The organism is Bacillus sp. Bos-x628, from assembly GCF_040500475.1.
Taxonomy (GTDB): Bacteria; Bacillota; Bacilli; order Bacillales; family Bacillaceae; genus Bacillus; species Bacillus maqinnsis.
The window spans coordinates 86,643-112,750 of the sequence record NZ_CP159358.1 but is presented as its reverse complement, the minus strand read 5'-3'; the positions used below and the strand labels follow the sequence as shown (position 1 = coordinate 112,750).

The 26,108-nt window shown below is 41.5% G+C and carries 26 protein-coding genes, 1 other RNA gene and 2 other annotated features; of the genes, 5 read left to right on the top strand and 22 right to left on the bottom strand.

The features are described from left to right. Nucleotides 1–145: 145 nt before the first annotated feature. The 9 genes from mltG to ABVJ71_RS00510 all read right to left on the bottom strand — a co-directional run bounded on the left by mltG (nucleotide 146) and on the right by ABVJ71_RS00510 (nucleotide 9,659). Nucleotides 146–1,228, bottom strand: coding sequence for an endolytic transglycosylase MltG (mltG, locus tag ABVJ71_RS00550; RefSeq protein WP_353855122.1), 1,083 nt, complete (start codon nucleotides 1,226–1,228; stop codon nucleotides 146–148). 76 nt (nucleotides 1,229–1,304) lie between these two features. Next, the gene (locus ABVJ71_RS00545) at nucleotides 1,305–2,390 is read right to left on the bottom strand and encodes an acetyl-CoA C-acyltransferase (RefSeq protein WP_353855121.1); all 1,086 of its coding nucleotides are present in this window, start codon (nucleotides 2,388–2,390) and stop codon (nucleotides 1,305–1,307) included. After that, nucleotides 2,375–3,838, bottom strand: a complete 1,464-nt coding sequence (locus tag ABVJ71_RS00540) for an AMP-binding protein (protein WP_353855120.1) — start codon at nucleotides 3,836–3,838, stop codon at nucleotides 2,375–2,377. The genes ABVJ71_RS00545 and ABVJ71_RS00540 overlap by 16 nt, the downstream gene beginning before the upstream one ends. Further along, nucleotides 3,835–4,404 carry a biotin transporter BioY gene (locus tag ABVJ71_RS00535; protein WP_353855119.1) on the bottom strand — a complete coding sequence of 190 codons (570 nt, stop codon included), beginning with the start codon at nucleotides 4,402–4,404 and terminating at the stop codon, nucleotides 3,835–3,837. The genes ABVJ71_RS00540 and ABVJ71_RS00535 overlap by 4 nt, the downstream gene beginning before the upstream one ends. A gap of 144 nt (nucleotides 4,405–4,548) precedes the next feature. Continuing rightward, nucleotides 4,549–4,833 (bottom strand): DUF1292 domain-containing protein, encoded by a 285-nt coding sequence (locus tag ABVJ71_RS00530; RefSeq protein WP_353855118.1) that lies wholly within the window; start codon nucleotides 4,831–4,833, stop codon nucleotides 4,549–4,551. Between the two features lie 15 nt (nucleotides 4,834–4,848). After that, a complete protein-coding gene (gene ruvX, locus ABVJ71_RS00525) occupies nucleotides 4,849–5,265 on the bottom strand; it encodes a Holliday junction resolvase RuvX (RefSeq protein WP_353855117.1) in 417 nt (138 codons plus the stop codon). Nucleotides 5,266–5,268: 3 nt separating this feature from the next. Continuing rightward, complete coding sequence (locus ABVJ71_RS00520; RefSeq protein ID WP_024718370.1) at nucleotides 5,269–5,535, bottom strand: IreB family regulatory phosphoprotein; 267 nt, start codon at nucleotides 5,533–5,535, stop codon at nucleotides 5,269–5,271. An 89-nt stretch (nucleotides 5,536–5,624) separates the two neighbouring features. Continuing rightward, complete coding sequence (gene alaS, locus ABVJ71_RS00515) at nucleotides 5,625–8,261, bottom strand: alanine--tRNA ligase (RefSeq protein ID WP_353855116.1); 2,637 nt, start codon at nucleotides 8,259–8,261, stop codon at nucleotides 5,625–5,627. Between the two features lie 83 nt (nucleotides 8,262–8,344). Then, nucleotides 8,345–8,551, bottom strand: a binding site (T-box leader). Between the two features lie 43 nt (nucleotides 8,552–8,594). Next, the gene (locus ABVJ71_RS00510) at nucleotides 8,595–9,659 is read right to left on the bottom strand and encodes an AI-2E family transporter (RefSeq protein WP_353855115.1); all 1,065 of its coding nucleotides are present in this window, start codon (nucleotides 9,657–9,659) and stop codon (nucleotides 8,595–8,597) included. A gap of 195 nt (nucleotides 9,660–9,854) precedes the next feature. Here ABVJ71_RS00510 and ABVJ71_RS00505 point away from each other — a divergent pair, with 195 nt between their 5' ends. The 4 genes from ABVJ71_RS00505 to ABVJ71_RS00490 all read left to right on the top strand — a co-directional run bounded on the left by ABVJ71_RS00505 (nucleotide 9,855) and on the right by ABVJ71_RS00490 (nucleotide 12,803). Then, nucleotides 9,855–10,583, top strand: a complete 729-nt coding sequence (locus ABVJ71_RS00505; RefSeq protein ID WP_353855114.1) for an amino acid ABC transporter ATP-binding protein — start codon at nucleotides 9,855–9,857, stop codon at nucleotides 10,581–10,583. A 22-nt stretch (nucleotides 10,584–10,605) separates the two neighbouring features. Further along, nucleotides 10,606–11,406 (top strand): transporter substrate-binding domain-containing protein, encoded by an 801-nt coding sequence (locus ABVJ71_RS00500; RefSeq protein WP_353856488.1) that lies wholly within the window; start codon nucleotides 10,606–10,608, stop codon nucleotides 11,404–11,406. Between the two features lie 77 nt (nucleotides 11,407–11,483). After that, on the top strand, nucleotides 11,484–12,137 hold the full coding sequence (locus ABVJ71_RS00495) for an amino acid ABC transporter permease (RefSeq protein WP_353855113.1): 654 nt from the start codon (nucleotides 11,484–11,486) through the stop codon (nucleotides 12,135–12,137). Nucleotides 12,138–12,152: 15 nt separating this feature from the next. Then, nucleotides 12,153–12,803 (top strand): amino acid ABC transporter permease, encoded by a 651-nt coding sequence (locus ABVJ71_RS00490; RefSeq protein WP_353855112.1) that lies wholly within the window; start codon nucleotides 12,153–12,155, stop codon nucleotides 12,801–12,803. Between the two features lie 36 nt (nucleotides 12,804–12,839). Here the strand turns inward: ABVJ71_RS00490 and ABVJ71_RS00485 are convergent, their stop codons facing one another. The 8 genes from ABVJ71_RS00485 to ABVJ71_RS00450 all read right to left on the bottom strand — a co-directional run bounded on the left by ABVJ71_RS00485 (nucleotide 12,840) and on the right by ABVJ71_RS00450 (nucleotide 19,813). Next, nucleotides 12,840–12,971 carry a YrzQ family protein gene (locus ABVJ71_RS00485; protein WP_353855111.1) on the bottom strand — a complete coding sequence of 44 codons (132 nt, stop codon included), beginning with the start codon at nucleotides 12,969–12,971 and terminating at the stop codon, nucleotides 12,840–12,842. Nucleotides 12,972–12,991: 20 nt separating this feature from the next. Continuing rightward, nucleotides 12,992–13,183 carry a hypothetical protein gene (locus ABVJ71_RS00480; protein ID WP_003216308.1) on the bottom strand — a complete coding sequence of 64 codons (192 nt, stop codon included), beginning with the start codon at nucleotides 13,181–13,183 and terminating at the stop codon, nucleotides 12,992–12,994. 13 nt (nucleotides 13,184–13,196) lie between these two features. After that, on the bottom strand, nucleotides 13,197–13,715 hold the full coding sequence (locus tag ABVJ71_RS00475) for a PRC-barrel domain-containing protein (RefSeq protein ID WP_353855110.1): 519 nt from the start codon (nucleotides 13,713–13,715) through the stop codon (nucleotides 13,197–13,199). Nucleotides 13,716–13,899: 184 nt separating this feature from the next. Beyond that, nucleotides 13,900–16,284, bottom strand: a complete 2,385-nt coding sequence (locus tag ABVJ71_RS00470; protein ID WP_353855109.1) for an ATP-dependent RecD-like DNA helicase — start codon at nucleotides 16,282–16,284, stop codon at nucleotides 13,900–13,902. 19 nt (nucleotides 16,285–16,303) lie between these two features. Beyond that, nucleotides 16,304–16,957, bottom strand: coding sequence for a tetratricopeptide repeat protein (locus ABVJ71_RS00465; protein WP_353855108.1), 654 nt, complete (start codon nucleotides 16,955–16,957; stop codon nucleotides 16,304–16,306). 62 nt (nucleotides 16,958–17,019) lie between these two features. Next, nucleotides 17,020–18,138: a tRNA 2-thiouridine(34) synthase MnmA gene (gene mnmA / locus ABVJ71_RS00460; RefSeq protein WP_353855107.1), complete on the bottom strand. Its 1,119-nt coding sequence runs from the start codon at nucleotides 18,136–18,138 to the stop codon at nucleotides 17,020–17,022. Between the two features lie 94 nt (nucleotides 18,139–18,232). Next, nucleotides 18,233–19,375, bottom strand: coding sequence for a cysteine desulfurase family protein (locus ABVJ71_RS00455; protein ID WP_353855106.1), 1,143 nt, complete (start codon nucleotides 19,373–19,375; stop codon nucleotides 18,233–18,235). An 18-nt stretch (nucleotides 19,376–19,393) separates the two neighbouring features. After that, nucleotides 19,394–19,813 carry an Rrf2 family transcriptional regulator gene (locus ABVJ71_RS00450; protein ID WP_353855105.1) on the bottom strand — a complete coding sequence of 140 codons (420 nt, stop codon included), beginning with the start codon at nucleotides 19,811–19,813 and terminating at the stop codon, nucleotides 19,394–19,396. Nucleotides 19,814–20,017: 204 nt separating this feature from the next. On the opposite strand from ABVJ71_RS00450, the gene ABVJ71_RS00445 reads away from it, so the two are divergent. Beyond that, nucleotides 20,018–21,283: a replication-associated recombination protein A gene (locus ABVJ71_RS00445; RefSeq protein WP_353855104.1), complete on the top strand. Its 1,266-nt coding sequence runs from the start codon at nucleotides 20,018–20,020 to the stop codon at nucleotides 21,281–21,283. Between the two features lie 48 nt (nucleotides 21,284–21,331). On the opposite strand, the gene ABVJ71_RS00440 is transcribed toward ABVJ71_RS00445, so the two are convergent. From ABVJ71_RS00440 to ABVJ71_RS00420, 5 genes are all read right to left on the bottom strand, one after another. Beyond that, nucleotides 21,332–22,096, bottom strand: a complete 765-nt coding sequence (locus ABVJ71_RS00440) for a tRNA threonylcarbamoyladenosine dehydratase (RefSeq protein WP_353855103.1) — start codon at nucleotides 22,094–22,096, stop codon at nucleotides 21,332–21,334. Between the two features lie 92 nt (nucleotides 22,097–22,188). Next, a non-coding RNA gene (ssrS, locus tag ABVJ71_RS00435) (6S RNA) lies at nucleotides 22,189–22,369 on the bottom strand. A 72-nt stretch (nucleotides 22,370–22,441) separates the two neighbouring features. Beyond that, nucleotides 22,442–24,226 carry an aspartate--tRNA ligase gene (aspS, locus tag ABVJ71_RS00430; RefSeq protein WP_353855102.1) on the bottom strand — a complete coding sequence of 595 codons (1,785 nt, stop codon included), beginning with the start codon at nucleotides 24,224–24,226 and terminating at the stop codon, nucleotides 22,442–22,444. Nucleotides 24,227–24,244: 18 nt separating this feature from the next. Next, on the bottom strand, nucleotides 24,245–25,519 hold the full coding sequence (gene hisS / locus ABVJ71_RS00425; RefSeq protein ID WP_353855101.1) for a histidine--tRNA ligase: 1,275 nt from the start codon (nucleotides 25,517–25,519) through the stop codon (nucleotides 24,245–24,247). Between the two features lie 73 nt (nucleotides 25,520–25,592). Next, nucleotides 25,593–25,832, bottom strand: a binding site (T-box leader). Nucleotides 25,833–25,890: 58 nt separating this feature from the next. Then, nucleotides 25,891–26,061: a YrzK family protein gene (locus ABVJ71_RS00420; RefSeq protein WP_353855100.1), complete on the bottom strand. Its 171-nt coding sequence runs from the start codon at nucleotides 26,059–26,061 to the stop codon at nucleotides 25,891–25,893. Nucleotides 26,062–26,108: the final 47 nt, after the last annotated feature.

The window sequence follows — 26,108 nt, the reverse complement described above, 5'->3', positions numbered from 1 at the left end:
CGTCAATCTTTCGTTCGTCTAAGTAAAAACAACCCGATACATTTTACCATAAAGAAGTGGTAATTGCGAACCAATAAATTGGATGACACAACGAAAAAAACTGCAGCCAATCTGTCAGTTGTCTACAGTCTTTTTCTCTCACAAGTTAATTGCTGCCTGTGATGTATTTTGCTTTGGCTTTGTTATGCTCATTCAGCGTTTTGGTAAAGACGACTTCTCCATTTTTCTTCGCTAGGAAGTAAACAAAATCTGTTTTCTCTGGATGTAATGCTGCTTTCCAAGAAGATTCCCCAGCATTTGCAATTGGTCCAGGTGGCAGCCCTTTGTTTACATACGTATTGTAAGGTGATTTCACTTTCAGATCTTTGTACAGGACGCGAGATTTATGTTTACCGAGCGCATAAAGAACGGTTGGGTCTGTTTGTAGCGGCATGTCCTTTTTTAATCGGTTATAAAAAACACTTGAAATTTTTGCTCGATCCGTCTTTTCGGTAGCTTCCATTTCAATTAAAGATGCCATTGTCAGAACATCGTGAATGGACATGTTTCTCTTTTTCATGTCTTTTTCATGCATTTTCACGTATTGATCCGTTTGTTTAATCATTGTTTCAATGATGCTTTCCAATGGTTCATCTTCACGATAAAACGGATACGTAGCAGGAAATAAATACCCCTCTAATGGATGTTTGATATTTTTCTGCTCAACTTTTGATGTCACAGTCTTCGGGTACTTTTTCATGAGTTTTTTGATAAAAGCTGGATCATCCAACTTTGCTACAACTTCCTTTGCTGAATAGTTCGTCTGGTTGGCAATAATCGTTGCAATATCAGACAACTGTTTTCCTTCTGGAACCACAAGCTGAAAGGCGTAATCTGTTCCGCCAGAAGTCAATTTTTGGATAAGCTGATCTGCATCCATTGTTTGTTTCAAATGAAAGTATCCTGCTTGAAAGCCGGAAGCTTTTTTGTATTTTGCATAGTAAGTAAAAATAGTCTCATTCGAAATAAGTCCTTTTTCTTTTAAAATGCCGGCAATCTCTCGAACAGATGTACCGTTTGGGATATGGATATTAATCGTTTGTTTGCTTTTTTGATCGACCGGTCCGAGCGCTGATTGAACATATAAAAAGCTTGATAATGTCGCAATGATGATCACAGCAAGCACAGATAACAGGGCGATCCCCATTTTTCTTTTAAAAAATGGTGGTTTCTTTTGTTCTGAAAACATGCATGGCCCTCCTCACATCTAGCCTTTATACTACATGATTCGACGGAGTTCGGCAATGACTTGCTCATACATCAGTTTAGAGAACTTCACATAATAGCGCTAAACCAACACCACCGCCACTGCCAATTGCCGCCATGACATAGCTGCCTTGAGGTAATGTGTGTGCTTCATAAAATAATCTTACCATCATTGCCGCCCCAGAAGCACTATATGGATGTCCAAGGCAAAGCGCACCGCCTCTTTTATTGATTTTGTCATAAGATATACCAAGCGTTCGTGCAATAAGGGCCACTTTCACCGCGAAGGCTTCATTAATTTCAAATAGTGCAATATCTTCAATACTCAGCTGATGCTTTTGTAAAAGTTTCTTCATTGCATCGATCGGAGAAGCAGCAGGATAATGCGGGTTCATCGCCGTCACAGCACTTCCTGCATAGCGCAAGATGGGCCTTAGACCCTTTGCCTCTGCTTCAGCTTTTTCCATCACAACCACTGCGGCTGCACCATCTGCTTCCTTACAGCTATTTGCGGCTGTGATTGTTCCTTGTTTTGGTAAAAAAATAGGCTTGGCTCGCTGCATAATGTTGGCTATCGGTCTTATTTTGACTGAACCTTCATCTGTGCTCCATTTACCAATCGGGAGAATTTCTTCAGTATACGTTCCATTTTTAAATGCGCTCATACTTCTCTCCCAGCTAATGAGCGCATAATCATCCTGCTTTTGTCTTGATACTGAAAATTTGGCAGCAGTCCGCTCTGTCGCATCACCCATATCTGGATCTCCTAACCAAGCTGGTGAAAAACGTGCTCTCTCTTTCATTGGTGACCGAGAGATACTTTCGGTGCCGCCAGCGACATACATCTTTCCTTCTCCCGATTGAATCAATGTGCAGGCGATTCGGATTGCTTCAAGACCAGAAGCACACTGTCTGTCAATGGTCATCCCAGGAATGGTAAGCGAGAGACCCGCTTCTAATGAGGAAAGACGCGCTATGTTACCGCCACCACCTACAACATTGCCTAAGATGACGTCATCAGGCACCATGGTCTTACATAAATGCTGGATAAGGGGGGCAGCTAATTGTTCTGGCTGATACGCCTTTAGCATGCCGTTTTTATAACCGAAAGGTGTGCGCTTTGCTTGCACTATGACAGCTTGCATGACAATTGTTCCTCAGCCCACTTTTTCATCTTTGCACGTGCTATTTTTCCGTTGGATGTTTCAATCATATGGTCAGTGACAAGCCATTTCTTTGGCACTTTGTAAGAGGCTAGTTTTTCTTTGACAGCATGCCTTACTGTTTTGATAGGTTTCGTTGTTTCAATGATCGCAACAGGAATTTCACCCCAATACGAATCACGCAGTCCAATGACGATCGACCGTTCAACTTCTGCCTGTTCGTTCAACACACGTTCAACTTCCTCTGGGAATATGTTCAATCCTCCATAGACGATCATGCCATTTTCCCGGCCATTGATATAAAGGTATCCGTCTTCGTCAAGCCACCCCATATCGTATACTGTCAGCCACTCTTCTTGCGGCTTTTCATCATGTAAATAGCCAGAAAAGGACATAGGGCTCTTCACATAAATCCTGCCCGTTTCATTCGGTTGACATTCGATGCTGCCTGCACGCCTGATTTCAATTTGAATATTAGAGAAAGGTTGTCCGACTGACTGAGGTTTCTTAAGAAAATCTTTTGAAGATAAATAGGAGACAAAGCTTAGCTCAGATGTCCCATAAAAATCATAAAAGGTGACATGCGGGTATTTGGTGATCAGATGTCTTTTAGACATTTCCCCCCAATCTGCTCCAGACGAAATCACCATGAGGGGATGATCGCAGAATGCCTCTATTTCAAGCAGAGATTCTGTCATCGTAGGGACTGTGTATATAACGGAGATGTCTCCTCTCTCTAAAGCCTCCTTCCCTTTCTCAGGCGAAAACTTTTCTAAAAGTGAGACCGTTCCGCCAAAGTAAAGTGTACTGATGGCGCCGTATAAAAAATGAGAGGAAAGCAGAGTGCCTAAAATGAGGACATGATCTTGATGAGATATTCCAAAGGCAGAGGCCGTCATTCGAAAGCTCTCAATCCATGACTGATGACGCCTCATAAAGGCCTTTGGTGAACCGGTCGACCCTGAAGTAAATCCCATATAAAATACAGGGTCATTCTCGACCTCCTCAAAGTTCGACTGAATGGTTGTTTCAAGGTTCATCTTTTCTTTCCATTCAGATAAAGAAAGAACTAGGATGCTCATCTTCTCTTTTTCAAACTTTCTCATATACCGATCTTCAACAATGACTATAGCTGCCTCACTTAAGATGAGCTTCTCTACACATTCTGCATGAGACCATCTCGGATCAAGCGGAATGGCTGTCCACCCTGCTGATGCAGCTCCAGCAAATATTTGAAGAAAAGACACACCATTAGATATTAAAAAAGCGACTCTTCTTTGCTGATGAGTTACTTTTTTCAACCACTGTGCTGATTTCTGAACAAGCTCATGCCATTCTCTATAAGTAATGCTTTCTTTCTCATTGATGATAGCCATTTGTTCAGGCCTAGTCTCTGCATATCTTGCATACGTTTCAGTTACAAGTGTCAAATTGCTCGTCCCCCTTTATGTATTTCCCTTTTGCGATAAGACATCGCCTGGATGATTTTAACCGTGAAAACGGAACAAATGCCAGCTTTGATTAAATCGCCAGGTACATAAATCATACTCAGTAATGCTGCTTGTTTTACTTCTATATGCATCATCATTGCTTGAAAAGGAACACCGCATATATACAAAATACCAATACTGCATACCGCATACACAGCAAATAGACGTAATGCGGTCATTTTTTTCAGACGATTCAGCCACCAACTGATCACAAAGGCAGCAATTGGATAGGCAAGTAAAAAACCGCCACTTGGTCCAAAAAAGACCCCCATTCCACCTCTTCCTCCTGACAAAAGAGGTGCACCCGCTGCCACAATTAGAAGAAAAAGAAGTAAACTCATCCATGCTTGTTTTGGCTTTAACAACCCGCCAGCTAGCAGCAAACCAGCCGTTTGTAATGTGATTGGAACCGGTGTAAAGGTGAAGAAAATAGGCGGGATTAAACCTAAAATACCCATAATAGCTGTCATGAGTGCGATTTGCATCATTTCTTGAATTTTCAACATACATGACCCTCACTTATTCATATATAGAAATAAGAGTAAAAGTTCTTCTCATATATGTCAACTTAAAAAATAATAAGGTTAACATAATGTATATAAAAAGACCTGTGATTGAGATCTCGGATCATGATCACAGGTCTTTTATTTCTACTCTTCGTCCTCTTCTTGATCTAAGAACGTATTTAACGTTTCTTCAATCATGTCCCACTCTTCATCTGTTTCAATCGGCTCAAGTTCCCCATCTTCCCCATTTTCATTAGGTGTGAAGCTTGATGCATGAATTTCAATTTCTTCATTGTCTTGCTCAGAGATTGGGTAGTAAAGAACATATGATTTGTTGAAATGGTCACTTTCAAAAGTAAATAATATTTCGCAAAGCTGTTCATTTCCATTATCATCAACGATTGTAATTTGTTTTTCTCCGTGTTCCATTTGATTCACCTCATTTTAATTTAAGCTGTCTAAATACCCTTGCAGGATCATCACAGCCGCCATTTTATCAATGACTTTTTTACGCTTTTGTCTGCTCACATCGGCAGAGATGAGCATTTTTTCCGCTGCCATCGTCGACAGTCGCTCGTCCCAAAGCACAACAGGAACATTGTACGTGTTTTCCAGCACTTTCGCAAATGATTGGCTGGCCTCGCCTCTTGGACCGACCGTACCGTTCATATTCTTCGGAAAGCCAAGTACAATTTGATCAGTTCCGTATTGCGCAATGATGTCAGACAGGCGGCTTAGACCAAAGTCTCCGCCTGCTTCATCAATTTTAATTGTTTCAATTCCTTGAGCTGTCCATCCCATTTCATCACTTATGGCAACACCAAGGGTTTTCGTGCCTAAATCTAAGCCTAAAATTCTCATGTTTTACGCCTCTTTATGTGTCTCTAAGTACGATTTAACCAATTCCTCAATTAATTCGTCTCGTTCTAGTTTACGAATTAGGTTGCGTGCATCTTGATGTCTTGGAATATAAGCAGGGTCGCCTGACAGCAAGTATCCAACAATTTGATTGATCGGGTTGTATCCTTTTTCTTGGAGTGCGTCGTAAACTGTGATTAGCACTTCATTCACATTGGTTTCAGCTGAATCATCAGAGAAGTTAAATTTCATTGTCTTATCAAATGAACTCACTGCGTCTTGCACCTCTCTTCCAACATTCTACTAGCAAGCATTTGTCTAACCGCTCATCTAATACCATTATTCTACACTACATTGCATGATTATAAAACGGATTTGACAGATTCTTCGACAGTTGCTAGTGCTTCTTCAAGCTTGTCTGGTTGTTTCCCGCCTGCTTGAGCCATATCTGGACGACCGCCTCCGCCTCCCCCGCAGATTTCAGCCACCTGCTTGACAAGCTTGCCTGCATGAAGTCCTTTTTCAATAACGTCTTTTGTCACACCTGCTGAAATGTTTACTTTTCCATTTTGTACAGCGCCGAGTACGATGACAGCTGATCCTAATTTAGCTTTTAGGTCATCTACCATTGTTCTTAAGTGGTTCATGTCTTTTGCGTTCACTTTTTCTGTTAAAATTTTCACTCCGCCAACGTCTGTTACTTTTTCTAAAATAGAGCCTGCTTCTGCCTGACTTAGTTTCGCAAGAAGGGATTCATTTTCTCTTTGAGCCTCTTTTAACTCTGCTTGTAAGGAAGCGATTCGTTTTGGTACATCCTTTAGATTTGATTTTAATTCCGAAGCAGCCTTCTCCAAAATCGCAAGCTGTCCATTTAATTCTTCATAGGCTCCTTTGCCTGTGACAGCCTCGATACGGCGCGTTCCTGCACCAATACCTGATTCTGATGCGATTTTAAACAAGCCGATTTCAGCCGTATTTTGTACATGACAACCTCCGCAAAGCTCGATGCTGTAATCACCTACTTGAACGACACGAACGATATCGCCATATTTCTCACCGAATAACGCCATCGCGCCCATTTCTTTTGCTTCTGCAATTGGTTTAAGGTCAATTGCAACAGAGATTCCTTCCCAAATCTTTTCGTTGACGATTGTTTCAATTTGCGCCAATTCCTCTTTTGTGACTTGTCCAAAATGAGAGAAGTCAAAACGAAGTCTATTTTCATTCACTAATGAACCTGCTTGATTGACGTGACTGCCCAGTACATCTTTCAGTGCCTGATGAAGCAAGTGAGTCGCAGTATGGTTTTTCACAATACTTTTTCGAAGAGCAGCTTCAACTTCAGCAGTAACTTCAAGACCTTTTTGCACAGTGCCGCTGACAACCATTCCTTCATGGACATGCTGGCCGTTTGGTGCCTTTCTGACATCGTTGATTTCAATGATGGCTTCATCACTTCTTAACGTCCCTTTATCTGCTACTTGTCCGCCGCTTTCTGCATAGAAGGGTGTTTCATTTAATAAAATTTGGACCTTTTCACCTTCATGCGCTTCTTTCACAATCTCGCCATTTTGAAGCAGTTCAATGATGTGTGCTGTAGCTGTTAAATTTTCATACCCAACGAAGGTGCTCTCTACTTTAATATCCCCTAAAGCACCGCCTTGAACTTGCATGCTGCCGACATCTTGCCGCGCTTTTCTTGCACGATCACGCTGTTTGTCCATTTCAGCTTGGAAGCCTTCTTTGTCTACTGTCATTTTCTCATCTTGTGCATATTCCTCTGTTAGCTCGACAGGGAAGCCATACGTATCATACAGCTTAAATACATCTTCACCTGATATTTGTGAGCTACCTTTGTCTTTTTCTTTTTTGATCATCTCTGACAGAATGGCAAGCCCTTCATTGAGCGTTTCATGGAAGCGTTCTTCTTCGTTTTTGATCACTTTCGAAATAAATTCTTCTTTTGCTAGAACATCTGGATAGAAATCCTTCATGATCTCGGCCACAACTGGCACAAGGTCATACATAAATGGACGGTTGATATGAAGCGTCTTCGCATAACGGACTGCTCGGCGCAGCAAACGTCTTAGTACATAACCGCGTCCTTCATTGGAAGGGAGCGCTCCATCACTAACCGCAAAAGCTACTGTACGAATGTGGTCAGCAATGACTTTAAATGCTGTGTCCTTTTCTTTCGTTTCTCCATAGGTTTCTCCAGAAATCGTTTCCACCGCACGAATAATTGGCATGAACAAGTCTGTATCAAAGTTCGTTGGAACATTTTGAATGACTGATACCATTCGTTCAAGGCCCATCCCAGTATCAATGTTTTTCTTTGGTAGTGGTGTATAAGTGCCATCTGGATGATGATTAAATTCAGAGAAAACAAGATTCCATACTTCTAAGTAGCGCTCATTTTCACCACCTGGATAAAGTTCCGGATCATTCATGTCATTTCCGTATGCTTCGCCGCGGTCATAGAAAATTTCAGTATTTGGTCCGCTTGGTCCTTCTCCGATATCCCAGAAATTCCCCTCAAGACGAATAATGCGTTCCTCAGGGATACCAATTTTGTCTCTCCAAAGAATATAAGCTTCCTCATCTTCTGGATGAACGGTCACAGATAACAAATTCGGATCAAAGCCAATCCATCGTTCGCTTGTCAGGAATTCCCATGCCCAAACAATCGCTTCTTCTTTAAAATAGTCACCGATTGAGAAATTACCAAGCATCTCAAAGAACGTATGATGGCGGGCTGTTTTCCCTACATTCTCGATATCATTTGTACGAATTGATTTTTGTGCGTTACAAATACGCGGATTTTCAGGAACAACACGTCCATCAAAATATTTCTTTAATGTCGCCACCCCGCTGTTAATCCATAGAAGTGTTGGGTCATCATGCGGTACGAGTGAAGCACTCGGTTCTACCGCATGTCCTTTTTCTTTAAAGAAGTCTAAAAACATTTGACGTACTTGCGCAGAAGTTAAAGTTTTCATTTAAAAAATCCTCCCTTTTTATTTCATCATATCTCCACACAAACGAAAAAACACCCCGCCCTATGCAAGCATAAAACTACTTACACAGGGACGAGATGCTCTCGCGGTACCACCCTGATTATAGACACCAGCGTCTATCACCTTCACATCCGATAACGCTGGAAAGAGCGGCAGTGTTTATCTGCACTCAGGACTAGCTTCCGTTAAAGGTCTGATAAGGCTTTTCTCAGCAAATAAAGCCTCTCTCTTTATCAGCTTTTTAACGTACTCGGGTCCATCATTGAATTCACTATGTATGAATCGAAATTATTATAGACAACTCGGCACATATTGTCAATGAACGCTTCGTCTCATGTGAATATATTGCACAATGATGACTCTAATAATTGCTGCAGATGGTACGGCCAAAATCATACCAATTAAACCAAACAATTCTCCTCCTGCAAGCAGAACAAGCATGATGACCACAGGGTGCATATGAAGACTTCTACCCACAATAATCGGGCTGAGTACATTGCTTTCTAAAAATTGCAGCACTGCCACTGTGATCATCACAATGATGACTGATTTAACTGAGACAGTGAAGGCAATGATTAAAGCAGGAACAGCACCAATTATAGGTCCAAAGTACGGGATAACATTGGTTGCGCCAATCAGTACACCTAATACGAGTGGATAAGGAATATGAAACAACCAGAAAATTATGGCTGCTGCTCCTCCAATCAGTGAACAGACAAACAATTGTCCTCTTATATAATCACCAAGTGAGTTATCGACAGCCCTTACAAATGCATATCCTCTCTTTCGGAACTTAGGCGGCGTTAAATACCATGCAGCCCGCTTCATCGTGTTTATATCTTTCACCATGTAAAAGACAAGAAAAGGAATCAAAGCAGCGACTAATGCGTAATCAAATAATACCTTACAGCTAAGAATCATCCGCTCTGCGCCATTTGCCGCATATGTTTCCGATTGCACAATGAACCGGTCAAGCCGTTCATGCAGCCTGTCAGGCCAGTGGCTTGTATGACGATGAATATGAGATAAAGCGCCATTATAGGTTTCAGCAAGCACTGGTATTTGCTCTGACAGCTCATTTAACTGTGCAATCATTACAGGCGCCCCTTTATATACAGCAAAACCTGTGCCGCCAAAGAATAATAAATATATCAGCAAGAGACTGAATGTTCTCGGCAAACCCTGATCATGCAGCCTTTCAACAATTGGATAGAGCAAATAAGTAATAAAAATGGCGATGAAAAGCGGAATGAGAATAGCTTTTAACAATAAAAAAATAGGCATCCATATCTCGTCTAACTGAATCAAAATGAGTAGGGATGCAAGGACAAGCAATACACCTGAAGCATATATAAGAAACTCTATCGGACGTTTCTTCACCTTTTTCACCTCTTTTCTTATTGTTTAACCTTCTTCTGTAAATATCCATATAAATAAAATTTGTCCTAACTTTGTTAAAAATGAATACACATGAAACATACAGCTCCATCCAACGTCACTAGAATTTTGTCACATCCTATTCCATCATTTCCCTTTTTCACAAGCGTCGAAAATGAACAGAAGAGGAGGTTCTTCATGATCACATTCGAAGAAGTCAACAAGTATTATGGCCAGTTCCATGTTCTCAAGGACATTAACCTACATATTCAAAAAGGTGAAGTGGTTGTGATCATCGGTCCTTCGGGGTCTGGTAAAAGTACCATGCTCAGGTGCATCAATCGTCTTGAAAGTATTGATGAGGGGAAAGTGCTCGTCAACCAAGTATCTGTTCAGCACCCCAAAACCAACATTAATCTTGTCAGACAAAACATTGGCATGGTGTTTCAGCACTTCCATCTCTATCCTCATAAGACGGTGTTAGAAAACATCATGCTAGCGCCCATGAAGGTCAAAAAAGTGAGCAAGGAAGAAGCAAAGGGAACGGCTGAATTTTATTTAAATAAAGTCGGTATTCCTGATAAAGCAGATGCTTACCCTTCAAAGCTTTCTGGAGGTCAGCAGCAGCGTGTGGCCATTGCAAGAGCTCTTGCAATGAAACCTGAAGTCATGCTTTTTGACGAACCTACTTCTGCTCTTGACCCAGAGATGATCGGAGAAGTACTAGATGTCATGAAACAGCTGGCCCGTGAAGGAATGACCATGGTCGTCGTCACACACGAAATGGGATTTGCCAGAGAGGTTGCTGATCGAATTGTCTTTATCGATGAAGGAAGGATTCTTGAAGAATCAACACCTGCTGCATTTTATGAAAAACCGCGCGAGAAACGCGCTCAGCAATTCTTAAGCCGAATTTTAAATCACTAGGGGGAATTGATTCATGAAAAATATGAAACGCTTATCTTTACTTGTTTTCCTCACTTGTTGTGTTGTCGCACTTACAGCTTGTGGTTCTACAGAGAAAGGATCATCTGTTCCAAAACAAAAAAGCTCATTAGAAACCATTAAGAAAGATAAAAAAATTATTTTTGGTGTAAAAAATGACACACGTCTGTTCGGTCTAAAAAATCCTAGCAGCGGGGAAATAGAAGGATTCGATATTGATATTGCCAAAGCCATTACGAAGGAAATACTCGGCGTTGATGGAAAAGCAGAATTTAAGGAAGTCACGTCTAAAACGAGAATCCCCTTGTTGCAAAAGGGAGATATTCATGCGATTGTCGCCACTATGACGATCACAGAAGAACGCAAAAAAGAAGTCAACTTCTCTGATGTTTACTTTGAAGCAGGACAATCACTTCTTGTGAAAAAAGGAAGCAACATACAATCCATTGATGATATTAAAAAAGGAACAAAGGTGCTTGCCGTCAAAGGTTCCACCTCTTCCCAAAATATTCGCCAAAAAGCACCGGAAGCATCTGTCTTAGAATTTGAAAACTATCAAGAAGCCTTCACTGCATTAAAATCTAACCAAGGACAGGTGCTCACAACAGATAATGCGATCTTGTTTGGAATGGCAGATGAAGACTCAAACTATGAAGTAGTCGGCGGCACCTTCACAGATGAGCCTTATGGGATTGCCGTGAAAAAAGGCGATCAAGAGCTGACAGATGCAATCAACAAAGCATTAAAAGATTTAAAAGATAAAGGAGAGTATGACAAGATTTATAAAAAGTGGATTAAGGAATAATGGTTTTACAAGCAATACAGCTGTCGCCAGGTTGAGCCGCTGAGGCTCGCCTGTTGATCAGAAAGGAAGTGGACTGATTGCTGCGGTTTTCTATTTTAACTGAAAACTTAGACCTTTATTTAGAAGGGTTTAAATATACCATTGGTGCAAGTATTATCGCCTTAATCGCAAGCTTTTTGATCGGTACGTTCATTGCCATTATGAGAATTGCTCCACTAAAGCCGCTGAACTGGTTAGGGACGGCTTACGTGGAGTTTATTCGGAATATTCCGTTATTATTGATCACATTTATTTTCTTTTTTGGTTTACCAGAGTTGGGCATTGTGGCAGATGGCTTTACAGCCGGAACCATCGCACTTGCCATTTACACCTCTGCGTTTATTGCCGAAGCCATTCGAGCAGGCATACAAGCTGTTCCAATTGGACAAATGGAAGCAGCTCGTGCTTGTGGTCTGTCATATGGCGAGACAATGCGATATATTATTTTGCCGCAAGCCATTAAAATGGTCATTCCTCCTCTTGGAAATCAATTTATTAACCTTGTCAAAAACTCCTCTATTCTAGGCGTCATTGCAGGGTTTGATCTGATGTATCAAGGGGATCTCATTGCTTCCCGAACGTTTGTGACATTTGATGTATACATCTTCGTTGCTATGTTTTATTTACTATTAACGATTCCGCTTAGTATAGGGGTTGGCTATTTAGAAAGAAGGTTAGCCCGAAGCCACTAGAAAGGAGGAAACACAATGGATTTTTTAGGGGCCTATCAGCCTGATCATCTCGTCTTTTTACTCGAAGGATTTGCTGTCACCTTAAAAGTGGCTTTTATCTCCATCATTTTGAGCTTTGTCATTGGATTGATCATTGGCACATTGAGATTCGTTCAAATTCCTGTTCTATCAAAGGTGCTCGCTGTCATCGTTGAAACGATTCGGAACTTGCCGCTTTTGCTCATTATCTTTTTTACGTATTTTGCATTGCCTGAAATCGGTATCAAGCTTAGTATTACCGTCTCAGCAATCACTGCATTAACCGTTTTTGAATCGGCTATGTTATCAGAAATTATACGTAGCGGACTTAAATCAATTGATAAGGGACAGGTTGAAGCAGCAAGGTCCTCTGGTTTCACTTATATTCAAACATTAAAAATGATCATGATGCCTCAAGCTTTACGCCGTATGGTGCCACCGATTGTGAGTCAATTTATTTCACTTTTAAAGGATACATCCTTAGCGGTCGTCATTGCTCTCCCTGAACTATTGCATCACGCTCAAATTTTGAACGGTCAAAGCCAGTCATACTTACTTCCCATTTTCCTCCTTTCGGCATTGCTGTATTTTATCGTCAACTTCGGCTTATCACTGATTGCAAGGCGATTAGAATATAGGCAAACTTAAAAAGGACATCCGCTCATTCATGGATGTCCTTTCCCTTTAAAGCATACGCATAACACGTTTTCTCAGCTTTTTCATATTCCGCTTAGATGGCATATCATATTTACTTGCAAGGTGATATGCAAGTGCACCCGCACTAAGCGTTAATAGTGAAGAAGTCATTTTGCCCATTCGAAATTCCCCCTTAACACTTATAGTTGAATTGAACGTTCATCATCACTAAACAGATCATCTAAACTGCTTAGTGTACCGTCTTCCTCCACTTGATGTGTAGATATTTTGCCTTTTGACAGCGTCAATTCAATAAAACAGCCCCAACAATAATATTGATTGACCCCTATTTTTCCGATGTCTTTACATTTGCAATTTGGGCAAATGAGCATAATCAGCACCTCTTTACGTTCGGTTTAGAACAAGTGCTTCCTTTTGAACGTTCATCAAGGTTCCAGCAGCGTAAAGCTGCTTTCGTATCCCTGATAGCTCTGTAAAGAAGCCGTCTGAGAGTTCATATGCTACGATTGTGCCCGAATTTGGACAAAAGTATACATCTTCCAAAATGCCTAAATTTTCACCATCGGGTGATTGCATCATTTTCTTTTTTAGTTTCGAAAATAATATGGAGGGTGCAGCGGAATCTATTCCCATCGACTCATGGCAGCACACATATAAACCTTTGTCTGTCAGTTTATCGCCACCTGAGAATGGAATGAGCGCACAATCTTTCTTTTTCCCGTCTAAAATATACCCTCCGCAGCTACCGCCGGCTAATAAACAAATATCTTTGATTTGACCAAGTGATTGAGACAGTTCATCTGTATAGATAGACATTCCCTCAAGCTCTCGACATGTTCTCAAAATGTGATCAACCACCTTTTGCGGAACAGTCTTAGCGTGTGCGTTTGCTGTATGCCTCATACGAAGAAATGGCTTCCATGAATGAAGCCTTTAGCGTGTAGACAAACCCATTCGTTGTCAGATCTGCGTGCTGGTGCTCACGAATGAACAATTCGCTTCGCACAAGCAGCGGTTTTCAATTCACGCTGAAAAAATGACAAAGGGCTAAAATGGTTTTTATTTTAGCCCTTTGTCAACAATCTGTTTAGTCATGCATAAAATCAAATGGGGTAATTCCCTCCATTCCGATATTTGCATCATGTACGCTAAACGGAAGTTCTTTTTGAAGTGCTTCAAGTTCAGCATCCATCACCTTTTCGGTGTTTACAAGTCTCATCGTTAATGACGTTTGTCGAAGGGAATCTTCATTATTTTTGACGCCCCATTCCAGTGCTGATTCTTCACCGCACAGAATCAAATACTTTTTGCTTCGTGTAATGGCTGTGTACAACAAATTTCGTCGAAGCATTCGATAATAGCTTCTGACCACTGGTAGCACAACGATCGGAAACTCACTGCCCTGTGATTTGTGAATGGAGCAGCAATAAGCATGTGTAAACTGATGAAAATCTTTTTTCGTAAAGGTGATTTCATTCCCATCAAATGATATGACGACCATGTCTTCTTTTTCCGTATTTTCTTTTTCGTAAAAAATCGAGACAATTTCGCCAATGTCACCATTGAAAATGTTATTCTCCGGCTGATTCACAAGCTGAAGCACCTTATCCCCCGTCCGGTACACAACATCACCAAAGGAGATTTCCCTACCCTTTGGTTTTTTAGGGTTCAAAATATGCTGAAGCATTTTATTTAGCTCATTGATGCCGGCTTTTCCTTTATACATAGGGGCCAACACTTGAATATCTTTCGCCGTATAGCCTTTTTGAGCTGCGTTTAGGACAACCTTTTCAATGACTTCTTTCAATTGATCTGCTGTACATTGAATAAAGGATCGATCTTTTGATCGTGCAGCTATATTTTTTGGTAGAACACCATTTTTCATATCATGAGCTAGCTCAACAATGGTCGAGCCGTCTGCCTGCCGGTAAATATCTGTTAAGGTGACAGCAGGTACGACATTTGATGCTAGTAAATCTCTTAATACTTGTCCTGGGCCAACAGATGGAAGCTGGTGTTCATCCCCCACCATAATGACTTGAATCTGATCAGGGATCGCTTTGAATAAGTGGTTTGCAAGCCAAATATCCAACATGCTCGATTCATCTATGATGACAAGTTTCCCTTCAATTGGCTGATCCTCATCGTGCGAAAAGCCTTCAGACCCATTCCAGCCAAGCAGCCTGTGGATGGTCACTGCCGGAAGCCCTGTTGATTCGGTCATTCGTTTGGCTGCCCGTCCCGTTGGAGCCGCTAGGACAAATGGAAACGATTCATCCTTTTTGTAATCACTTGGATCAAGCGATACGCCGTGCAGATCGCTATACAGCTCAACGATTCCTTTAATCACCGTTGTTTTTCCTGTCCCTGGTCCGCCCGTTAAAAGCAGCATAGGTGACATGAGCGCTTTTTGGATGGCTTCTTTTTGTGTAGGAGCATACTGTACACCTAAACGTTCCTCCAATTCACCAAGTGCAAGGAGGAATTCTGATTCAGGAAATTGATCTGCATATTCGGTTTGGGATACGATTTTTTGAATTCGTTTTGCCACACTCTGCTCTGCATAAAACAAAGAAGGATGATAGCACCTGTCATCTTCAATTATCATATCTTTCCCTTCACCGAGTGCGAGTATTTGATTGGCTACATCCATCTCCGTGACTTTGTTATCATTCCCTGTTTGGTTGAGCAACTTTCTCGTTTCAACAATGAGATCTTTTGTTTGGATGTAAGTATGGCCGTCTTTCAGGCAGGCAGTCTCTACTGTATAAAGAAGTGCTGCACGAATTCGAGCCGGATCATTTCCGGAAATGCCCGTTCTTGCCCCTAGCTCATCTGCTTTAATAAATCCGATTCCCTCTACATCTTTCACAAGTTGATAAGGATTTTCTTTAATTTTTTGCAGGGTTTCGCCTTCATACACTTGGTAAATTTTCATACTCAACTGTGGACCAAAGCCATACTGATTTAGATGGATCATGATTTGCTCCAGTCCTTGATGCTGTTGAAGCGCAGCAGCAAGCTTATCGGCTTTCTTTTTTGATAGGCGTGGAACCTCATACAAAACAGCTGGGTCACGCATAATTTTATGAAGCGTTTGATTACCTAGCTGACCCACAATGTCTTCTGCTGTTTTCTTCCCTATCCCTTCAAATAAGTCACTGGAGAGGTAATGAATAATTCCTTGTTTCGTTGTTGGCACCTCTTTTTCAAAATGAGTCGCCTGAAACTGTTCGCCGAATTTCGGATGGCTCGTGACTTTTCCATAAAAGGTGTACGTTTCGTTCTCATGAAGTGCAGGGAAGTAGCCTGTGACAGATGCCGTTTTTTCCTCTAAGTCTTCTGATGTCTCAATGACTTTCACTTTTAATACCGAATATAAATTGCTTTCATTATGAAAAATAACAGCTTGCACTGTGCCTTTTAGAAATGGCTCATCATCAAGCTTCATTTGATCTGGATTTTCCTGCACAGGTCTTCCCTCCTTCCTTTTATTTTGCCTCTTGAATCAGCTTTTGGGCATGAAGTGCGAGCAGATGATCAGGCTGAACTTCAACGGCTTTCCCTAGCATTTCAAGTGCTTCGTCCTTATTCTCTAGATAAGCATAAGCGACCCCTAAATTATAAAAGGCATCTGCATGCTGTGGGTCACGCTTTACCACTTCTGTAAATATATTCACTGCTTCTTGCAGTAGATGTTCATTTGCTAAACACATGCCAAATTGAAACCTTGCTTCATTGTCATCTTCATTTAATTCGATTGCTCGCTGCAGATAAGGCATGGCGAGCTTCGGCTGCTCTAATTTCATAAGCGTATGACCTAACATATAAAATAGATCACTATTTTCCATTCCGGTTTTAAGTGCTTTTTCAAAAAAGTCTTTTGCTTTCATAAAGTCTTCTTTTAATGTGTATACATTTCCTGCTCCGTAATATGCCGCAGCTGCTGTGTCATCTAGCTCAATTGCTTTCTGGAAAAAATTCAAGGCTCGTTCGTATTCATTGATACTTGAAAGTAAATTGGCAAAATTGATATATGGAACGGGGTCTTTAGGGCTTTCTTCTATTGCTTTTGTAAAAGCTTCTGCTGCCTTTTCGATTTCCCCTTGATTGAGTGCTTCAATGCCAATCTCATTGTGATTCATTTCGTTTATCTCATCCTTTCATTAAAAAACCTCAACAGTGACGTTGAGGTTTTTGAAACATGTTAAACATACGACAGCTTTTGACCATCTTTAAAGACAGCATCTATTGTACCGCCCCCAAGACATTCGTCGCCATCGTAAAAGACAACAGCTTGACCTGGAGTGACAGCACGAACTGGTTCTTCAAAGAATACCGTCGCTTCTTGCGCACCTGTTATTTTGACTTTGACTTGATGATCTTCTTGACGGTATCTAAATTTTGCTGTGCATGTTAATTCACCGTTTTCGTCTACAATATGAGAACGAGTCCAACTGATATTGACGGCTGAAATACTGTCAGAATATAAAAGCGGATTATGGAAGCCTTGTTCTACAAATAACACATTTCGTTCCAAATCTTTTCCAACAACAAACCAAGGGTCACCGCTTCCGCCAATTCCAAGCCCTTGACGTTGACCAATTGTGTAATACATCAATCCATCATGCTGACCTTTCACTTCTCCATCCATTGTCTGCATCACGCCAGGCTGTGCAGGCAAGTACTGACTAAGAAATGTTTTGAAGTTTCTTTCTCCAATAAAGCAAATGCCAGTCGAATCTTTTTTCGTAGCAGTTGCCAGCTTTGCTTCTTTCGCCAGTTCACGAACCTTGCTTTTCTCTAAATCACCGATTGGGAACATCACTTTATCAAGCTGCTCTTGTGTCAATTGATTTAAGAAGTACGTCTGATCTTTGTTCGCATCAAGACCTCTTAGCATTTTGACTTCGTCGCCTGTTCGATCGACACGTGCATAGTGACCTGTTGCCAAATAATCTGCACCGAGCGATAAAGCATGTTCAAGAAAAGCTTTGAACTTAATTTCTTTGTTGCACATGACATCTGGGTTTGGCGTTCTGCCTGCTTTATATTCATCGAGAAAATATTGAAACACTTTGTCCCAATATTGCTTCTCGAAATTTACTGCATAATAAGGGATTCCGATTTGGTTACAGACACGAATGACATCCTCGTAATCTTCCGTTGCTGTACATACACCATTTTCATCAGTGTCATCCCAGTTTTTCATAAATATGCCGATGACATCATAGCCTTGCTCCTTTAACAAAAGGGCAGCAACTGATGAATCGACTCCTCCGGACATCCCGACCACAACTCTTGTCTCTTCTGGTCTTTTTGTCATCTTCATCAACTCCAATTTCAATGAAACAGCGTTCGTGTTTCTTCTTCAGGTGTAAAGCTGTTTCATTCTTCACACTAAAATGAAGGGGAAACCTTTATTTGACAAGACGTTTCACAACAGCCGCTATTTTGTGTGCTGCCTGCTCCACATGATCCTCTTCATTTCCAAGACCGAAGCTTATTCTAACTGAGGACGTCAGCTCTTTTGCTTCCTTGCCAAACATGGCGCTTAAAACGTGCGAAGGAAGGACAGATCCAGCCGTACATGCAGATCCACTTGAAACAGCAATTCCTTCCATATCCAAATTCACAAGTAACGATTCAATAGAGACTCCCAAGAAATGAACATTTAATATGTGCGGCAATGTATGTTCAGGATGTCCATTGATCGTGAAAGCAAGGGATTCTTTCTCAAATACTTGCAACATGGTTTCTTTGAGCTTATCATAATGCGCTGCTTTTTCTCTTCTATTTTGCTTTGTCAGTTGCACTGCTTCTGCAAGGCCAACGATTCCAGCCACATTTTCAGTACCAGCACGCCGCTTTCTTTCTTGTTCTCCCCCGAACATTTGCGACGAGAGTGTCACACGTTCATTCACATATAAGAAGCCTGTCCCCATCGGTCCATTTAGTTTATGACCTGAAGCAGACAATAGATCAATATGGAGATCGTCTACATCAATGGGCATTGTCCCAAATGCCTGTACGGCATCTGTATGAAAATAAGCAGGATGATCTTTTAAGAGTTCGCCAATTTCTCTTATTGGCTGAAGAACCCCTGTTTCATTATTACCGTACATGATGGTGACGAGGATGGTATCATCTCTTAGCTCCCGTTTTAACTGATCTAGATGAATCAATCCTGTTTGATCCACATCTAAGTAAGTCACCTCAAATCCTAGCTTCTCTAAATGTTCACACGTATGCAACACCGCATGATGCTCTGTTTTCGCTGTGATGATATGTTTTCCTTCATGCTGCCTTGCCATCGCTACACCTGTGATCGCCAAATTATCTGCCTCTGTTCCACCACTTGTCAGGATGATCTCCTGTGATTTACAGTGTAATTCTGCTGCGATCACTTCTCTTGCCTCATCAAGCCACTTTCTTGCCTCACGTCCAAACGAATGAATACTAGAGGGGTTGCCGAATGTCTCTGTAAAAAAGGGCAACATCTTGTCCACAACACGCTGTTCCATTGGTGTTGTGGCAGCATGATCTAAATATATACGTTCCATTTCCGGTACACCTCTGAATTAAATATAGAACATGTACGCGTCTTGGTCCCCGTCGCTTGTATAACTAGCTAGGTCTTCAAGAGTTGTATTGTCCAGTACATCTTTTACTGCATCACGAATACGAATCCATAGCTCACGCTTAGCTGGTTCCTCATTTTCAATAACTTCGACAGGACTAATTGGTCCTTCTAATACACGAATAATATCACCAGCTGTAATTTCGTTCGGTTCATGGGCAAGTACATAACCGCCGTACGCTCCGCGAATACTTTTCACAAGACGGGCATTGCGAAGTGGTGACACAAGTTGTTCTAAATAATGCTCAGACAAATCATTGTTTTGAGCGATAGATTTTAATGATGTAGGGCCTTCGCCATGTTTTTTGGCTAGTTCTATCATAATCGTCAGACCGTATCTGCCTTTAGTTGAAATTTTCACGTTAAACACCTCTGCGTTTTCTATTCTATGTCATCAAATTTTTCTGATTTCATATACGCTTATATAGACTAAAAGCAATTATATCATACTTTCAACTAACTTTCATTTGCAGGTTCCCCGCTTCACTTGAGGCCGCATCCCTTTCCTATTTGAAGAAATTTCGGTACTCTATACACACAAGACAAAGCTCAGGAGAGATGAATCATGAAACCTTTAGCTTATCGGATGCGACCAAGTCATATTGAAGACATTATTGGACAAGAGCATCTAGTTGGAAAAGGCCAAATTATTAGACGAATGGTAGAGGCCAAACATTTGTCCTCAATGATCTTATACGGACCGCCTGGGATTGGCAAAACGTCAATTGCCACTGCTATTGCTGGTAGTACAAGCATTGCCTTTCGAACACTGAATGCGGTCATTCATAACAAAAAAGATATGGAAGCTGTCGCAGCTGAAGCAAAAATGAGCGGTCAAGTCATCCTGATTTTAGATGAAGTACACAGGCTGGATAAAGGGAAGCAAGATTTCTTACTTCCTTATTTAGAGAATGGGATGATCATCTTGATCGGCGCCACAACAGCGAATCCCTATCATGCGATGAATCCCGCCATACGGAGCCGCACCCAAATATTTGAGCTAAAGCCTCTTGAAACAGAGCAAATCAAAGCAGCCTTAACACGGGCATTGCTTGATGAACATCGAGGACTTGGCGGTTATTCCGTAACCGTCGCTGATGAGGCAATGAACCATTTTGCACAGGGATGCGGCGGGGACGTCCGGTCCGCTTTAAACGCCCTTGAACTAGCCGTCTTATCGACGAAAGCTGATAAAAACGGAAATATCTCCATTACCCTTGCAGAAGCAGAAGAATGTTTACAAAAGAAGAGCTTTTCTCACGATAAGAACGGTGATGCTCATTATGATGTCCTCTCGGCTTTTCAAAAATCCATTAGAGGATCTGACGCTGATGCTGCTCTCCATTATCTCGCAAGACTTATTGAAGCTGGAGATCTTGAAAGCATCTCAAGACGATTACTTGTGATCGCTTATGAGGATATCGGCCTAGCCAGTCCGCAAGTGGGACCACGCGTATTAAGCGCCGTTCAAACGGCAGAAAGAATTGGTTTTCCAGAAGCACGTATCCCGCTAGCAAATGCAGTCATCGAGCTGTGCCTTTCCCCAAAATCTAATTCTGCTTATGCTGCCATTGATGCAGCTTTAAAAGACATTCGATCAGGAAAAGCAGGTGAAGTGCCTGTCCATTTAAAGGATGCTCACTATAAAGGAGCGACGGCACTTGGAAGAGGCGTAGATTATTTATATCCGCACGATTATGAAAACGGCTGGGTGAAACAGCAATATTTACCTGATCCGCTTAAAAACAAACAGTACTATCAGCCAAAACAAACTGGGAAATTTGAAGGAGCGCTTAAGCAGGTCTATGAGAATATAAAACGACAAAAATAACCCCCCCTGCATCAGGATGAGGTCAAGTCCCATCAGCAGGCGGGGAATTTATTTATCTTTTACACGGGTAATTGGAATGTCTTTTAAAAGCTCCATAATGACATGACCACCCATGATCAGCCCAGCAACAGACGGTACAAATGCATTGGATGAAGGCGGCATTTTCGCCTTGCGAATCTTCGCCTCATCATTTCCTACTTCTTTTCTTACATCCTCACGAATGACAATTGGACTTTCGTCAGAGAAAATGACTTTAATCCCCTTATGGATGCCTTCCTTACGCAGACGTGTTCTCACAACTTTTGCAATTGGATCCGTATGTGTTTTCGAAATATCAGCAATTTGAAATCGTGTCGGGTCTGTCTTATTCGCAGCACCCATACTAGAAATCATGTTGACATTGCGCTTTAGACATTCTTTCATCAAATGAATTTTGTAATGAATGGTGTCAGAAGCATCGATGACATAATCAAGAGGATATTCAAAAAATTGCTCATATGTTTCCTCTGTATAAAACATCTTCAGGGCAATAACTTCACATTCTGGATGAATATCAGCAATTCTTTCCTTCATTAAATCAACTTTGGGTTGACCAATTGTTGACAAAAGAGCCGGCAACTGACGATTTATATTCGTAATATCAATATCATCTTTATCAACAAGAACAATACGCCCAACGCCCGAGCGAGCAAGTGCTTCTACTGCAAATGAACCTACTCCGCCCACACCAAGCACTGCAACCGTACTGTTTTTTAACCTATCTAAGCCTTCCTTGCCAATGGCAAGCTCGTTTCTTGAAAACTGATGTAACAAGTGCCTCACTCCACCTTTATTTAAAATGAATCGAAAGAATCATATCACATTCAGACTTCTCCGTCATCCTTCTCAAAGAGAAAAAAACACAAAAAAGCCCCGATCACGCCGCCAGCTTTTCCTTCGTTTTGAACCCCGCACCATGCAGGTGGGTGCTCTCTTCCTCACTTTATAAGTCCTCTATTGAGGCATTTATGCAGAAAGGAAAGACAAGCTCCCGTATAAAAAAATGTTCGGTCAAAACTAGGTAACCACCGTACGTATCAGGACTTTATTTATTGGTTGATGAAAGCATATCACAGGCATGCCTTACTTTCAAGCGTTTACATGCCCATAAACATGCATCTATTTTACTGTTTTACTTTTTGTTTTGATAGCTAGATTTAGCTCATCAAGCTGCGCTTTGCTTACCTCACCAGGTGCGTCTGTTAGTAAGCAACTCGCACTTGCTGTTTTAGGGAAAGCAATCGTGTCTCTTAAGTTAGAACGACCCGCTAGCAGCATCACTAAACGGTCAAGCCCAAGTGCAATACCGCCGTGCGGAGGAACACCATGATCAAATGCATCAAGCAAGAAGCCGAATTGCTCGTATGCTTCTTCCTTTGAAAAGCCAAGTAAACCAAACATTTTTTCTTGAATGTCCTTTTCGAAAATACGAATAGATCCTCCGCCAAGCTCATAGCCATTTAGCACAAGGTCGTATGCCTGTGCCTTCATGTCTTCTGGGCTTGTTTCAATTAATTCAAGATCATCACGAACTGGCATAGTGAATGGATGATGGGCAGCATAGAAGCGGCCTTCGTCTTCATCTTTTTCAAACAGCGGCCAATCGACAACCCATAAGAAATGAAATGCAGACTCATCAATGAGTCCAAGCTCTTTGCCGAGTTTTAAGCGAAGTGCTCCGAGCGCATCATGGACAACTGACGTCTTATCTGCAACAAAGAGTAAAAGGTCGCCTTCTTCCACTTGTAGCTGCTGCTTTAATTCTGCTTGCTTCGTCTCATCAAAGAATTTGGCAATTGGTCCCTTCAATTCTGCCCCTTCTGCTTTTAGCCAAGCTAGACCTTTTGCGCCGTAGTTGGCTGCATATGCACCAAGTGCATCAATGTCTTTTCTTGAATAGTTGGCTGCTGCTCCTTTCACATTAATTGCTTTCACAGCTCCGCCATTTTGCACAGCACCACTGAACACTTTAAAGTCTGAGTCCTTCACCGTGTCTGAGATGTTCACAAGCGTCATGTCAAAACGCGTATCTGGCTTATCTGATCCATAACGATTCATCGCTTCATCGTACGTCATACGTGGCAATGGCAATGTCAGATCAATTCCTTTGACATCTTTCATGACCTTTGCCATCATTTGTTCAGCAAGATCCATGATATCCTCTTGACTCATAAAGGACATTTCAATATCGACTTGTGTAAATTCCGGCTGACGGTCAGCTCGTAAATCTTCATCTCTGAAGCACCTTGCGATTTGATAGTAACGATCTATACCTGACACCATCAGCAATTGTTTAAATATTTGTGGAGACTGAGGCAGTGCATAAAACTCCCCTTCATGTACACGGCTTGGTACAAGATAGTCACGTGCACCCTCTGGGGTACTTTTCGTTAAAATCGGCGTTTCAATGTCTAGAAAACCGTTGTCATCTAAAAAGTGGCGGAATGCTTTTGTCACTTCATGACGCATCTTCATCGTTTCAAACATCACAGGGCGGCGAAGATCTAGGTAACGATATTTTAACCGGACATCTTCTGATACCTCGTCTGCTTGATCTGAAATTACAAATGGAGGCGTCTTCGCTTCACTTAAAACCTTGACAGATTCTGCTTGAATTTCAATTTTGCCTGTTTTTAGATTAGGATTGACAGTTGCTTCCTCTCTTGCGACAACCGTACCTTTTATATCAAGGACATATTCATTTCGAATTGATTCTGCTGTCTCAAGCGCCTCTTTCGAAAGATCTGGGTTGAATACAACCTGAACAATTCCCGAACGGTCGCGCAAATCAAGAAAGATTAACCCGCCAAGGTCACGTCTCTTTTGAACCCATCCCTTTAAGATGACTGACTGACCGATCTGGTCTTCTGTTACTTCTCCGCAATAAAAAGTTCTACCAAACACAAACATTCCACTCCTTCTTTACGCTTTCTGGTGGGCTTTCAACATTTGAATCAGCTCATCAAGCTTCACTTCAATTTGTTCACCCGTTGTCGTATCTTTTACATTTACAATATGTTGATCAAGCTCATCGTCCCCAAGAACGGCAATAAATTTTGCTTTCAGGCGGTCAGCTGATTTAAATTGCGCCTTTAGTTTTTTCCCTGTATAATCCATTTCGCTTGAAATGCCTTCTTTTCTAAGTCGATTCAATAAAGAAACGGAATAGTCTTTCGCTTTATCTCCAATGACAGCAATGTATAAGTCGATGCCATCTTGTACTGGAAGCTCTATCTTTTCAGCATCAATCGCCGAAAGAAAACGCTCAATACTCATGGCAAAACCGATACCCGGGGATTCAGGTCCGCCAATTCCTTCGACAAGTCCATCATAGCGACCGCCACCAGCTAATGTTGTAATAGCACCAAAGCCTTCTGCATTGCTCATGATTTCAAAAGCGGTATGATTGTAATAATCAAGACCGCGCACTAAGTTTGGATCGACGACATATTCAATGCCGACATCTGTTAAATATTGTTTTACCTTTTCAAAATAAGTCCGTGATTCTTCATTTAAGTAATCCTGAATGGATGGGGCTGTTGCCATCAGTTCATGATCACGGTCCTTTTTACAATCAAGAATGCGCAGTGGGTTTTGGTGTAATCTTAATTGACAATCATGACAGAATTCATCAATTCTTGGCTCAAAGTGCTCAACTAGTGCCTTGCGGTAATCAGCACGACTATCCTTGTCACCAAGGCTGTTAATGACGAGCTTCAAGTTGGAAAGACCTGCTTTCTCATAGACACTCATTGCGAGTGAAATAACTTCTGCATCAATGGCAGGATCTTTTGAACCGATCGCTTCAATTCCAAATTGATAAAATTGACGGTATCTTCCTGTTTGCGGACGCTCATAGCGGAACATTGGTCCAATGTAGTATAGCTTTGTCGGCTGCATTGGTTGTGCAAATAGTTTATTTTCAACATAAGAACGCACAGTTGAAGCAGTTCCCTCTGGACGAAGAGTAATGCTGCGTCCCTTCTTATCTTCAAATGTGTACATTTCTTTTTGAACGATATCTGTTGATTCGCCTACCCCCCGCGCAAAAAGCTCGGTATGCTCAAAAATCGGTGTACGAATCTCTTGGTATTGATAGACAGCACATGTGTCTCTCGCAATTTTTTCAACATACTGCCAGCGTTCTGACTCTCCAGGTAAAATATCCTGTGTCCCTCTTGGAATATGAAAACTCATTTTTCGTCCTCCTACGACCATCATTCATTTTTTGTGTGGACATATAAAAAACCCCCGCCTCTACTATTTGTATAGTAGGGACGAGAGTTATACCCGTGGTGCCACCCTAGTTGAAACATGATCATACCATGTTCCCGCTCAAATCCTTAACGCAGATTCACGTCCTCTGCCTAATGACTCATTTTCAGAGCGTTCAGCAAGAAACCTACAGAGTGTTCTTTCGTCATAAATGCCATGCGGATTCGCTTTCAGCCAAGGGCGATTCCTCTCTGCTCACGCAATTTATCCTACTATTCTCTATCATTGGTTCCACATTTTAAATTTTCAAGTGTGTTGATTTATATTATAATAAGGTCGGTGTTGCCACTCTGTCAACCCTTGCTGTGTCTCTTTTTCTTTTCTAGCTCTTCTTTTGACGTACAACCGTATTCAGAAGCAATTTCTTCAAGGAAGCCTGGTTGATCCATTTCGTCATGTTGTTTTAGATCCATGTCACGATGTCCATTATATTGCACTCGTCCTAATTTCCTACTTAATCTCATGTTTTACATCCTTTTATCACATTTTTATTTAGTATAAACAGATTAAT